This window comes from Shewanella salipaludis (genome assembly GCF_012911865.1).
Taxonomy (GTDB): Bacteria; Pseudomonadota; Gammaproteobacteria; order Enterobacterales; family Shewanellaceae; genus Shewanella; species Shewanella salipaludis.
Genome location: NZ_JAAXYH010000004.1, coordinates 82,647 through 96,054, shown reverse-complemented (window position 1 = coordinate 96,054; position 13,408 = coordinate 82,647). Strand labels below are relative to the sequence as shown.

9 protein-coding genes and 1 pseudogene are annotated in these 13,408 nt (G+C 58.7%); 7 read left to right on the top strand and 3 right to left on the bottom strand.

Annotated features, from left to right (window positions below; translation table 11 throughout):
- Nucleotides 1–89 precede the first annotated feature (89 nt).
- From rsmD to HC757_RS07640, 4 genes are all read left to right on the top strand, one after another.
- Nucleotides 90–668 carry a 16S rRNA (guanine(966)-N(2))-methyltransferase RsmD gene (rsmD, locus tag HC757_RS07655; protein ID WP_169563737.1) on the top strand — a complete coding sequence of 193 codons (579 nt, stop codon included), beginning with the start codon at nt 90–92 and terminating at the stop codon, nt 666–668.
- Nucleotides 669–770: 102 nt separating this feature from the next.
- Nucleotides 771–1,223, top strand: a complete 453-nt coding sequence (locus tag HC757_RS07650) for a hypothetical protein (protein ID WP_169563736.1) — start codon at nt 771–773, stop codon at nt 1,221–1,223.
- Nucleotides 1,224–1,328: 105 nt separating this feature from the next.
- Nucleotides 1,329–2,819, top strand: coding sequence for an efflux RND transporter periplasmic adaptor subunit (locus tag HC757_RS07645; protein ID WP_169563735.1), 1,491 nt, complete (start codon nt 1,329–1,331; stop codon nt 2,817–2,819).
- A gap of 9 nt (nt 2,820–2,828) precedes the next feature.
- Nucleotides 2,829–5,957 (top strand): efflux RND transporter permease subunit, encoded by a 3,129-nt coding sequence (locus HC757_RS07640; protein ID WP_169563734.1) that lies wholly within the window; start codon nt 2,829–2,831, stop codon nt 5,955–5,957.
- A gap of 63 nt (nt 5,958–6,020) precedes the next feature.
- Here HC757_RS07640 and HC757_RS07635 read toward each other — a convergent pair whose 3' ends face one another.
- The 3 genes from HC757_RS07635 to plsB all read right to left on the bottom strand — a co-directional run bounded on the left by HC757_RS07635 (nt 6,021) and on the right by plsB (nt 10,592).
- Entirely contained in the window at nt 6,021–6,794 is a 774-nt protein-coding gene (locus tag HC757_RS07635; RefSeq protein WP_169563733.1) for a VOC family protein, read from the bottom strand.
- A gap of 121 nt (nt 6,795–6,915) precedes the next feature.
- Nucleotides 6,916–8,172: a tryptophan permease gene (mtr, locus tag HC757_RS07630; protein WP_169563732.1), complete on the bottom strand. Its 1,257-nt coding sequence runs from the start codon at nt 8,170–8,172 to the stop codon at nt 6,916–6,918.
- The gene (gene plsB, locus HC757_RS07625) at nt 8,172–10,592 is read right to left on the bottom strand and encodes a glycerol-3-phosphate 1-O-acyltransferase PlsB (protein WP_169563731.1); all 2,421 of its coding nucleotides are present in this window, start codon (nt 10,590–10,592) and stop codon (nt 8,172–8,174) included. The genes mtr and plsB overlap by 1 nt, the downstream gene beginning before the upstream one ends.
- Nucleotides 10,593–10,754: 162 nt before the next feature.
- Between plsB and lexA the strand changes: the two genes are divergently transcribed.
- From lexA to coxB, 3 genes and pseudogenes are all read left to right on the top strand, one after another.
- Nucleotides 10,755–11,372, top strand: a complete 618-nt coding sequence (gene lexA / locus HC757_RS07620; RefSeq protein ID WP_169563730.1) for a transcriptional repressor LexA — start codon at nt 10,755–10,757, stop codon at nt 11,370–11,372.
- Nucleotides 11,369–11,881, top strand: a complete 513-nt coding sequence (locus tag HC757_RS07615) for a cell division inhibitor SulA (RefSeq protein ID WP_169563729.1) — start codon at nt 11,369–11,371, stop codon at nt 11,879–11,881. Before lexA ends, HC757_RS07615 begins: the two co-directional genes overlap by 4 nt.
- A gap of 399 nt (nt 11,882–12,280) precedes the next feature.
- A pseudogene (gene coxB / locus HC757_RS07610) lies at nt 12,281–13,393 on the top strand (cytochrome c oxidase subunit II); the annotation flags it as partial.
- Nucleotides 13,394–13,408: the final 15 nt, after the last annotated feature.

Sequence of the window (13,408 nt, the reverse complement as noted above, 5' to 3'; positions counted from 1 at the left end):
TTTGGCTGCAGTTTGAGTTAAAATAGCGACCTTCATTAAGGTGGCATAGTCTACCACTTTCTTTCTTCAGGCAAAATCACGGGGGCAAGATGACCAAGAATAGACCCGCTGGCGGTCAGGTCAGGATCATAGGCGGGCAATGGCGCTCACGGCGTTTACCCATCCAAGATCTCGAAGGTTTGCGGCCAACCACAGACAGGGTCAGGGAAACCCTGTTCAACTGGCTGGCCGCAGAGTTGCCCGGTGCCAGAGTGCTGGACTGCTTCGGTGGCAGCGGCGCCCTCTGTTTCGAAGCCTTGTCGCGTTATGCCGCCTATGCCAAGGTCTTCGAGCTGCAACGCGGCGCCGCCATGCAACTGAAGGCCAATCTGGTCACCCTCAAGTGCGACACCGCCGAGGTAGTCCATGGCGATACCCTGACACTGCTGCGCCAGGGCACGGCCGCAGGCTTCGATATCGTCTTCATAGATCCGCCGTTTCGCAAGGGACTGGCGCCGGACTGCATGGCGCTGTTGAGCGAGCATGGCTGGCTCAATGAGGGGGCCCTGGTCTATGTGGAGACAGAGTCGGAGCTGGGCCAGCTGGTCCTGAGCGGCGACTGGCAACTCATCAAGGATAAGCAGGCCGGCCAGGTCAGCTATCGCCTCTATCAATATCACGGCGCTTAGCAAGCCGTGCCTGTGCTCTATGCCACGGGCCTTGGGCTAACAGGGTGTCGTCAATGCTTTTTTCTCGTGCTAGACTTAACGGGTCTCGCATTTAGGATCATCATGACGCGCTTATTAGGCCGCAACCCAGGGCCCACCCGCAGTATCTTAATCTTAATCACTCTGCTCGCCATGCTCGGGCAGGGCTTGATGGCGTCTGCCTTTGCACTGACGCCCGACAGGATGAACATGAGCCCTGCCACAGCCATGAGCATGCCGGCAATGACGGCCATGAGTCAGACCCAAGCCATGGACTGCGATCCTGATAGCCAGGTCGCCGCGGATTGCTGTCGGGATGAGGCGATGCAGGCGCAAACGAGCCGCGGCCACCAAGATGCCTGCGACAGCGGCTGTCAACATGACTGCAGTCATTGCCTCAGTTTCACCGTCACTGCCAGCCTGTTGCCCGGCCAATACTGGCATAGCTGCGCCACCTCGACACCCGCCATCCCCACGCCTTTGGCGCACTTTCACTCCATCCCCCAGACCCAAGCCTTCAGGCCGCCCATAGCCTAACACTGTCCCAGAATTTCTCACGCGCCGGCACCAAGGCAAACACTTGCACGCCGCCAGGCTCATGTTTCATGACTCCTATTTCGGGTCAACAACGGAAGTGTATTTATGAAAAACTTATTGAACCTAGGTCTCACCCTGGGACTCCTGTCGCTGGCTCCGCTGGCCATGGCGGCCTCTGCCCAGCAGCATGACGCACACCAGGCACAGGAGGCGGGACATGCCCACCCAGGGCAGATCTATGCCTGCCCCATGCACCCGCAGCAGACCAGCGACAGCCCGGGCAATTGCCCCATCTGCAACATGTCCCTGGTCGCCGTCCCCCCGGCCTCCAGGGAAGCAGCCGAGGAAGAAGAGGAGGAGGAAGTCCTGACCGAAACCGAGCCGGCGGCCATGACTGGGCATGACCAGGGACAGGCGACGATAACCCCGGCGGCGCAGATGTTCGGCAGCGCCAAACCCGCTTCCCTGGTGCAGGAAACAGGCATCAAGTACGTCTGCCCCATGCACGCCCATATCATCAGCGACACCCCTGGCAACTGCCCCATCTGTGGCATGACGCTGGAAAAGGTGGAAATCGGCGACAAGGGCCAGGAGATCAACATTCAGGTATCCGGCGACATGCAGCAGGCATTGGCACTCAAGGTCGCCACAGTCGCGACAGACACCCTGTCGAAATTCGTGCAAACCGTTGGCCAGATAGACTATGACGAGAGTCAGATCAATCACCTGCATGCCAGGGTCACCGGCTGGATAGAGAAGCTGGCGATCACCTCGGTCGGGGATCACATAAGCAAGGGCCAGTTGTTGTACGAGATCTACTCGCCGGATCTGATCAATGCCCAGGACGACTACCTGCTGGCGCTGGATACCATGAATACCTCGGGCAGCGGTGACCGCTACTGGGACCTGGTGCGCAAGGCCAGCCTGAGGCTGGAATTGCTGGGCATGAATGAAGCCCAGATAGTGGCGCTGGCGCGTTCGGGCAAGGCCCAGTTCCGGGTGCCCTTCTATGCCAAGCAGGATGGTGTGGTCAAGGCGCTCAACATCCGCGACGGCATGTACATACAGCCCCAGACAGAGGTCATGTCCGTGGTGGACTTGTCCAAGGTATGGGTGATTGCCGACGTGTTTGAGAATGAGCAGAGCTGGCTGAAGATAGGCCAGGATGCGCTGGTCTCCGTGCCCGCCATGGACATCAAGGGGATCCGCGGCAAGATAGATTACATCTACCCGGAATTGGATCCCGTCACCCGCAGCCTGAGGGTCAGGGTGATACTGGATAATGGCGACACGGCACTCAGGCCCAAGACCCTGGCCAAGGTTTCCCTCTTCGGCGGCGCCAGTCAGGATGTGCTGGTGATCCCCCAGGAAGCCCTGATCCAGACAGGCAAGGAAAACCGGGTGATAGTCAAACAGGATGACACGAGTTTCGTCGCCAGAAGCGTCACAGTCGGCATGCTGAGTCAGGGAAAGGCGGAAATCGTCTCGGGGCTGGTGGCGGGAGAGCGGGTAGTGATCTCCGGCCAGTTCCTGCTGGACTCTGAGGCCAGTCTCAAGGGCAGTCTGATGCGCTTGAGCAGCGGCCACCAGCACTAGGAGCAGGGCATGTTAAAACATATTATCGAAGCCTCCATCAAACAGCGGCTGATGCTGCTGATAGTCACAGTGATGCTCAGCCTATGGGGCATAGGCGAGCTGCGCCGGACCCCTCTGGATGCCTTGCCGGATCTGTCGGACGTGCAGGTCATCATCAAGACCCAGTACCCGGGCCAGGCCCCAAAACTGGTCGAGGAACAGGTCACCTATCCACTGTCGACCGCCATGCTGGCGGTACCCGGCGCCAAGACGGTGCGGGGGTATTCCTTCTTCGGCGACTCCTATGTTTATGTGATTTTCGAGGATGGCACTGACATCTACTGGGCACGCTCACGGGTGCTCGAATACCTGAACCAGGTCAGCGGCCGCCTGCCGCCCGAGGTACAACCCTCACTCGGGCCCGATGCCTCAGGGGTAGGTTGGGTGTTCGAATATGCCTTGGTGGATCGCTCCGGCAACCTGGACCCGTCACAGCTCAAGAGCCTGCAGGATTGGTATCTGAAACTGGAACTGCAGAGCGTCGCCGGGGTCTCGGAAGTCGCCACCGTCGGCGGCATGGAACAGACCTATCAGATAGTCATAGAGCCGGACAAGATGGCCATCTATAAGCTGGACATAGCCGGCATCAGGCAGGCCATCACCAAAGCCAACGCCGAGGCGGGCGGCTCTGTGGTGGAAATGGCCGAAGCCGAATACATGGTGCGGGCCAAGGGCTATCGCCAGACCCTGGCGGACTTTCGCGAGATCCCCCTGGGTGTCACCAGTCCCTCGGGCACGCCTCTGCTGCTCAAAGATGTCGCCACAGTGCGCAAGGGCCCGGCCTCGCGCCGCGGCATAGCCGAACTCGACGGTGAAGGCGAAGTGGTCGGCGGCATCATAGTGATGCGCTACGGCGAAAACGCCCTGGCCACCATAGATGCGGTCAAGGCCAAGCTCGAGGAGCTCAAGGCCGGCCTGCCCCAGGGGGTCGAGATCATCCCCACCTACGACAGATCCCGGCTGATCCTCGAGTCCGTCGACAACCTGGTCCACAAGGTCATAGAGGAGATGCTGGTCGTCGGCCTGGTATGCCTGTTATTCCTGCTGCACGCCCGCTCTACCCTGGTGGCGGTGATCACCCTGCCGCTGTCGATACTGATCGCCTTCATAGTGATGAACAGGCTGGGGGTCAACGCCAACATCATGAGCCTGGGCGGCATCGCCATCGCCATAGGGGCCGTGGTCGACGGCGCCATCGTCATGGTCGAAAACCTGCATAAGCACCTGGAACACTTCAACACCAGCCAGGGGCGCCAACCTACGACGGCCGAGCACTGGCACCTGGTCACCAAGGCATCGACCGAGGTGGGGCCGGCGTTGTTTTTCTCCCTGCTGATCATCACCCTAAGCTTCATGCCCGTGTTCAGCCTCGAGGCCCAGGAAGGCCGCTTATTCAGCCCATTGGCCTATACCAAGACCTTCACCATGGCGGCGGCGGCACTGCTCTCCATCACCCTGGTGCCCATCCTCATGGGCTACTTCATCCGCGGCAAGATCCCATCCGAGCGCAGCAACCCCATCAGCCGGGTGCTGATCGGCCTCTATCGGCCACTGCTGGCTTGGGTGTTGAGGTTTCCCAAGCTGACCCTGGTGCTGGCGCTGCTGGCACTCGCCAGCGCCGCCTATCCGATCGGCAAGGTGGGCAGCGAGTTCATGCCGGCGCTGGAGGAGGGTGACCTGCTCTACATGCCCACGGCCCTGCCAGGGATCAGCGCCAGCAAGGCCGCCGAAGTACTGCAGCAGACGGACAGGCTAATCAAGACGGTGCCCGAGGTCGCGCGGGTGTTCGGCAAGGTGGGACGCGCCGAGACGGCCACGGATCCCGCGCCCCTGACCATGCTGGAAACCACCATAATGCTCAAGCCCCATGCCGAGTGGCGAGCGGGCATGACGCTGGAAGACATCATCGCCGAGCTGCAACAGACGGTCAAAGTGCCCGGCCTGACCAACGCCTGGGTACAACCCATAAAGACCCGCATCGACATGCTCTCGACCGGGATCAAGACACCGGTCGGCGTCAAGATCACCGGGGCCGATATCCAGGAGTTGCAGACCATAGGCACCCAGATAGAAGCCATCCTCAGTCGCCTGCCCAACACCAAGTCGGCCTATGCCGAACGGGTCGGCGGTGGCCGCTACCTGGACATCAACCCCAAGCTGGATGTGGCCGCCCGCTATGGCATGACGCTGACGGATATCCAGGACATAGTCCGCTATGCCATAGGCGGCATGGAGATAGGCGAATCTGTGCAGGGGGCCGAGCGCTACCCCATCAACCTGCGCTATCCCAGGGAGCTGAGGGACAACATAGAGAAGCTGCGCGACCTGCCGGTGATCACCAAGACGGGCCACTACCTGCCCCTGGGCAACTTGGCCGAGATAGAGATCAGCGACGGAGCCCCCATGCTCAAGAGTGAGAATGGCCGGCTGATCTCCTGGGTATTCGTGGATATCCAGGACACCTCCATAGGCGAATATATAGACAAGGCCAAACAGGCCTTGACCGCCGAGCTCAGGGTGCCGCCACGCTACAGTTACAGCTTCGCCGGCCAGTACGAATACATGCAGAGGGTCGACGCCAAGCTCAAGCGGGTCATCCCCATGGCGCTGGGGGTGATCTTCATCCTCTTGATGCTGACATTCGGCTCGAGCCTGCAGGCCAGCATCATCATGCTGAGCCTGCCCTTCGCCCTGGTCGGCAGCACTTGGCTGCTGTACCTGCTGGACTTCAACCTGTCGGTGGCGGTCGCCGTGGGCATGATAGCCCTGGCCGGGGTCGCGGCCGAGTTTGGGGTAGTGATGCTGGTGTATCTGGATAACGCCATCAAGCATAGGCAGGCCCAGGGACAATACCAGAATGTCGACGATCTCAAGGCGGCCCTGATGGAAGGCGCCGTGATGCGGATCCGTCCCAAGGCCATGACAGTGGCCACCATCTTCTTCGGTCTGTTGCCCATCATGTGGGGCAGCGGTGCCGGCAACGATGTGATGCAGAAGATAGCCGCCCCCATGGTCGGCGGCATGGTGACGGCGCCGATACTCTCGTTGTTCGTGTTGCCCGCCATTTATCTGTTGATCTATAAGAGAAGACTGGCGTAAACAGGCAAAAATCAACAGAGCCCTGCGACCCGGTCGCAGGGCTTTTTTTTTGGCCGTCGGGTCTCAGGCCGCCAGCAGGGCTATGATGGAAAACATGCCTCCCTGGGGATCGCTCACCACGGCGAACCGCCCTACCTCAGGGATATCTGTCGCCGGCACACAGACACTGCCGCCCAACTCGGCGATCTTGGCCAGCATGGCATCACAGTCGTCCACGGTGAAATACAGCATCCAATGGGGGGGCACCTGGCCCCAGCGCTCCGTCATCTCCATCATGCCGCCGACAGCCTGCTCGCCCACCAGCCACTCGGTATAATCGAAGTCGGCCATGGCAGCTACCCTGGTATGCCAGCCGAATACCCGAGCATAGAAGTCCTTGGCCCCGGCGGGATCACGGCTGGCCAACTCCACCCAGCAGAGGGTGCCATGCTCGCCCATGCGCTTGGCACCTATGTGGTGGTGTGCCTGCCATACGGCAAAGACGGCCCCTTCGGGATCGCTGAACTGCGCCATGGTGCCGGCTTCGGCCACGGTATGAGGCCCCATCTTCAAGCTGCCGCCTGCGGCGCTGACCCTGGCGATACAGGCCTCCAGGTCATCGACGGCGAAATACAGGTTCCAGTGGGTGGGCAAGGCCGCCATGGCTTCCGGCAACTGATACATGGCGCCCAGATCGTCGCCCTCCAGGTTGAAGAGACAGAAGTCCCCCCTGGTTGACGGCATGTCCGCCGTTTCCCAACCGAATAAGCGGCAATAGAAGTCTTGCGCCGCGGCTAAATCGTGACAGGCGAGTTCTGCCCAACAGGGCTGCCCCTGAAGATAATGGGTGATTTTCATCTGCTTCATCCTTTACACATGACACAACAATCATTCAGTAAAGCCCCGATAATGCTTTATGTCCATGTACATAAACAAAAAAACCGCCTCAGGGGGCGGTTTAAACTGTGACACCCGGCGCTTAGCCGAAGACGGGCAAGATGTCTGCCATGGCCAGCAGATGACAGGCGGCCGTCACCAGACCGAAGAGCATCACCAGCAAGATCAGCGGCGTGCCGCCCGCCACCCTGAAGCCGCCGCTCTCGGGGAAGAGTCGCCGCGCCTTATAGGCCATCAACGCCGGCACTATCACGGCCCAGATGGTCGCCGCCAGTGCCGCGAAGCCTATGGCTATCAGGAAGCCGTCGGGGAATAGCAGGCCAAGCACGGTCGGGGGCAGGAAGGTCACGGCCGCGGTCTTGAGCCGGCCCTGGCTCGAGTCATCGAAGCCAAACAGATCCGCCAGATAATCGAACAACCCCAGGGTGACCCCGAGGAAGGACGAGGCGACCGCCAGATTGGCGAACAGGGTCAGCATATTGTTGAGCCAATGGCTGCTGATCACCTCCGACAAGGCGGCGACCAGCACCCCCATGTTGCCGCCCTGGGCTATGACGTCGCCGAACTGGACGCGACTGATATTGCCCATGGTCGCCACCAGCCAGCAGAGGTAGATGACCAGGGCGATGAAAGTGCCTATGCACAGCGCCTTGATGATGGTCGCCGGCTCCTTGCCATAATATTTCACCAGACTGGGCACATTGCCATGATAGCCGAAGCTCGCCAGACCGAAGGGCAGCGCCGCCCACAGGTAGGGCGCATAACTGACCTGGCCGTCGGGAATAAACAACTTGCTCGTGTCTATCTCGAGCAGCAGATTGCCGATCGCCAGGAAGAAGGTGATGATCATCCCCCCCAGCATGACGGTGGTTATCCTGTCGACCGCCCTGGTGCTGATCAGCACCACGGATGCCAGCAGCAACGCAAAAATCAAGCCGGCGGCGCTCTGGGGCAGGCTGATGCCTATCCCCTGCAGGCTATGGTTCACTATCGAGCTGCCACCACTGATATAGGCATAGGTGAGTATGTAGAGCACGAAGGCGATCGACACCCCATTCACTATGCGCCAGAACTGGCCCAGGGTGACCCTGGTCAGGGTATCGAAGCTGGCGCCCGGTTCGAAGTGCAGGTTGGTTTCGAGCAACAAGAGGCCCGACATCAGCATGCAGAACCAGACCCCCAGCAACATGAGTATCGAGTAACCGAACCACATGCCGGCACCCACCACGGGCAGGGAAAACATGCCGGCACCGACCGTGGTGCCGGCGATGATCATGGCGCCGCCGAGCAGCGATTTACCATGGGGCTTATGCCTGGCGACATCCATGAAATTTGCCATCAGTTATGTTCCGCCATGACGCTGTCGACTATGGTCTGCCTGACCGAGGCACGCAACAGGCTGTTGGCGTGATCCCTGATACGTTCTATATCCGCCCTGTGGCCCTTGTCGGCGAGGTAACCCAGGTCCTTGAGCTTGACACTCAGGGTGCCATAGAGCTTCTTGTCGTAAAACTCAGGGGCCGTGATGCCATGCAAGGCACCCAGGCGCTGTGCCAGCAGGTGACTCCCGGATTCGAGCTCTGAGCGTTCCATATCGGGTTTGGCCGCCAGGGAATTGAAGATGATGGCATAGCGTTGCAGTGTCTCACTGACGGTGCCGGCCAGCAGTTCCAGTTTACCTGCGTGTGGCCCGTTGACGCTGAAATGCGCCTCTTCCGTCACCAACTGTTCGGCGACAAACAGATCCAGCACCCGCTCCACATAGGCGTCGATATCTTCTATGCCCATGAACAGCTCGGCCTTCATCAGCGGATAGAAATCCGCCACTATGGCGTGGATCTGCCGGCGGCAGCAGGTCTCGTAATGCAGCATGCAGCTGGCGATCAACGACGGCAGGATCAGCAGATGGATCACATTGTTGCGGTAATAGGTCATGGAGACGGCATCGGCCTCGGCGATGGAGATGATGTCACCGAGCGAGTCCGTCTCCAGGGTAAATTTATTCAGCTCCAACCCCTGTTGCACCAGGGACCTGCCATCGCCTTCGGCCACCGAGGTATAGCTGGTGTATGGCACCTGTTTCAACAGGTTCAGATAGAGATCCAGCTGACGTTCCAGCTGGGTGCGCTCCAGGGCATTCTGTTCGGACGCCAACAGCACCAGGCTGGTCAGGGTCACCGAACTGGCCGCCGCCGCGCCATTGATATGGGTCATCACCCTGTTGGCCAGGGTATTGACCGCCGGCGTCAACCAGCTGGGCTTCTGCTCGGGATCTTCTGCCAACTCGCTGCGCCAATCCGGCGCCATCTCGTTGAGGAAGGACTGGAGGGTGATGGGGGCGCCGAAGTTGACATAACCCTGGCCGAAGTTGCCCAGCTTGCGTATGGCACCGAACACCTGCCAGACGGATTCTTTCTGCTTCTTCTTGCCGCTCAGTTCCTTGTGATAGGTGGCGACTTCCATCACATGGTCATAACCCAGGTACACTGGCACCAGAGTCACAGGCCTCTCTATGCCGCGCAGCACACTGTTCATCGTCATCGCCAGCATGCCCGTCTTGGGGGCCAAGAGGCGGCCGGTACGCGAGCGTCCCCCTTCGGTGAAGTACTCCACCGAATAGCCCTTGGCAAACAGCTGATCCAGATATTCGCGGAATACTGCGGTATAGAGCTTGTTGCCGTTGAAGCTGCGGCGGATGAAGAAGGCTCCGCCACGGCGGAACATGGGGCCTGCGGGCCAGAAATTGAGGTTGATCCCCGCAGCTATGTGCGGCGGCACCATGCCCTGGTAATAGAGGATATAGGACAGCAACAGGTAATCCATGTGGCTGCGATGGCAAGGCACATAGACTATCTCGTGGCCGTCGTGGTGCAGCTGGCGTACCTGCTCGGCGCCCTTGATATTGATGCCACTGTATAACTTATTCCACAGCCAGGTGAGGAAACGCTCGGCGATACGCACCAGGCTATCCGAATAGTTGGCGGCGATCTCGTCCAGGTAGGCTATCGCAGTCTCACGGGCCTTGGTCTCGGAGATCTTCTTGTTGGCCGCCTCTTCCTGAATCGCCTTCTTCAGCGACTCGGATTTCAGCAAGGCGTGAAACAACGCCTGGCGATTGGGCAGCTGTGGCCCCGTCATCACCTTGCGTTGGCGGCTGAAGTGCACCCTGGCGACCCGCGCCAGCTTATGGGCTATGCCCATGTCTGTGCCGTGTTCGTCCGTCATATACCTCAGGGATACGGCACTGGAAAATTGCACGAAGTTATGGCGTCCGAGGAAGAGGATCATCAGGCATTTACGCAGCCAGGTGGGATTTTCCCGCTCCAGCACCGCCGCGCGCATGCTGTCATCTTCCTTGCCCGGGGTCCGCCCCCAATAGAGGCTCACAGGCACCAGCTGGATGTCCAGCGTCGCATCCTGTTTATGGGCGGCCAACAGGAGCCTGAAACTCTCGAGAAAACCCTCATGATTGCGGCGCTGGCCAAACATCGGCTTGCCCCCCTGCAGGCATACCACCCTGGGAACCCGGCCATCGGCGAGCACCAACTCTTCATAGGGGCTAGGCAGTCCCAGCTTGGCGGTGACGTCGCTCAGGGCAGCTATGTCGCTGACGGATTCAGTCTTCATCACATAGACGAGCGGTCTGCCCGGGTCCAGATTGAGATCGGCGAAGGGATCCTGTGGCACCACGATAGTGTGCACCAGCTGTTTCTGGATCCAACGCAAGGATTTAAACCACAGAGAGTCTTGTTTTGGCATTCTTCTTTTGCAATATGAGTCACGTCAAACGGACAGATAGAATACCAGACTCTGGCCAGTATTCACTAATAGTCGGCTAAGCCCATAAAAAATGGTTAATACTTGCACTGCAAATAATACTGTATATACTAACAGTAACTGTATAGAAAAACAGGAATGACCATGAGACCCTTGACGCCACGCCAAGCCGAAATTCTAGAGCTGATCAAACGCAACATCGCCGATACAGGCATGCCGCCTACCCGGGCCGAGATTGCCACCCGTCTGGGATTCAAGAGCGCCAATGCCGCCGAGGAACATCTCAAGGCCCTGGCGAAGAAGGGCTGTATCGAAATCATGCCGGGCACTTCCCGCGGTATCCGCCTGCCCCATGAAGAAGAGCCTCGGGAAGCCGGCTTGCCGCTGATAGGCCAAGTCGCCGCCGGTGAGCCGATTCTGGCCCAGGAACATGTGGAACAGTATTACCAGGTCGATCCCGCCATGTTTCATCCCGCCGCCGACTTCCTGCTCAGGGTCCGGGGCGACAGCATGAAGAATATCGGCATACTCGAGGGCGATCTGCTCGCAGTGCATAAGATGCAGCAGGCCCGCAACGGCCAGGTGATAGTCGCCAGGGTCGAAGACGATGTGACGGTAAAACGCTTCGAGAAGAAAGGCAATCTGGTTTATTTACATGCGGAAAACGATGACTACTCCCCCATCAAGGTGGATCTCAGTTGCCAGAGCCTGACCATAGAAGGTCTCGCCGTCGGCGTAATACGTAACGGAGACTGGCTATGAAACATTTGCTGGGCAATGCGCCGCGCCACCCTGGACTGTGGTTGGATCTCGACAGCCATGTACAGGACAGCCAACAGAGAGACATCACCACCATGCCGACCCAGACCCAGGGGCGCGCCGAGCTGCAACAGCTCAGTGCCCAACTGGCACAACTGAGTCAGCAGGGCCGCTGGATAGTGCTGATTAGCCCACCCAATGCCATAGGCTACAAGCAATTGCTGGCCAAGGCCGGGGTGCGCATGGACAGGGTATTGCTGGTGCATGCCAAGGATGAAGTGGAAGTGCTGTGGGCGATGGAAAGAGCCCTCACCAGCGGCACCTCCAGCGCCGTGATCTCCTGGACCCAGTCCCTTGATGCCAGAGATATTCGCCGCCTGCAACTGGTCGCCAAGAGCGCCAGAGCCATGGGCATAGTCCTCGAAGAGGTAAATGTTCACTTACAGGGAGAAGCCTTGTTTGACAATCACGAAGCTTTCCAGCAACACCAGTTATTCGGCCCCATACATTGATGCCATCTTGGGCCAGCCTATCTCCAAAGCCTCATCGCACGCCATGAGGCTTTTTTTTCAGCAATTTTTTCAGTCAATTAGAAAGCAGAGCGAGCTTGATCAATAACTGAACAGCAAGTAATGTAGGACAAGGTAACGTGCATTCAAGCGTTATCACCTGGCTCTATGCTAGGCATAGCCAGACGATTGAGTCATGGCCGAAGGAATTGATATATTCAGTCGTAGGTGCAAGCGTGGTTAATACCGGCAGTAACGATACTTAGACCAAGAGTAAAAACCGCCAACGCACTTTGAAGTCATCAACGCTTTTTTGGGAACCGAAGAGTTTACATAGAGCTGAGACTTACTGTGTGACTCTTCTTTGTAGTTGCGTTTCGCAATTGGCAGAGGAGAAGTCTTGTGAAGCAATGGTTGTATTGTGCCTTGGTGCTGGTATTCGCACCTCATCTAGCTGCGGCAGAAATGCCCCTGAACATGACTCAGGGGGTGACAGAAATCAGTGGCAAGGTGTATGACTTGCACATGACCATTCTGTATATCTGCTGTGCCATCGGCGTGGTCGTCTTCGGTGTAATGATTTATGCCATGATAAACCACAGGAAATCCAAGGGCGCAGTTGCCGCCAACTTCCACGAAAGCACCAAGGTCGAGATAGCCTGGACCGTACTGCCTTTCATCATCTTAATTCTCATGGCCATTCCCGCGACCAAGACACTGGTCGCCATGGAAGACACCCATGACGCCGAACTCACGGTCAAGATCACGGGTTCCCAATGGAAGTGGCATTACAGCTACTTCGATCAGGACATCGACTTCTACAGCAACCTGGCCACCCCCATGTCCCAGATAGAGGGCGAGGAAACCAAAGGGGAAAACTATCTGCTCGAAGTGGATAAACCCCTGGTGCTGCCGACCCACAGGAAAATACGTTTCCTGATGACCTCAGACGATGTGATCCACTCCTGGTGGCTGCCGGCCTTCGCCATCAAGAAAGACGCCAACCCAGGGTTCATCAACGAAACCTGGGCGCGGATCGACCAGGAAGGCATTTACCGTGGCCAATGCGCCGAGCTATGCGGCAAGGGACATGGCTTCATGCCGATAGTGGTCCAGGCCGTGTCGGCGGCCGAGTTCGATACCTGGGTCAGTTCACAGCAGGCCGCGGCCGGTGCGGCAGCGGTCGAAGCCGAGGCGGCATTGTCACAAAGCCTGAGCCTGGAGGCACTCATGGCCCAGGGGGAACAGGTCTATATGAGCCACTGTGCCGCCTGTCACCAGCCCAATGGCATGGGACTGCCCGGCATATTCCCCCCACTCAAGGGCAGCGCCGTTGCCACCGGCCCCATAGCCGATCACCTGGAAGCTGTCATCAATGGCAGACCCGGCACGGCCATGCAGGCCTTCGGCAAGCAATTGACGGCCCAGGAACTCGCCGCCGTTGTCACCTTCGAGCGTAATGCCTGGGATAACAATACCGGCGATACGGTACAAGCGGCCGATGTCGATAACCACGGAAAGTAAGGGAAA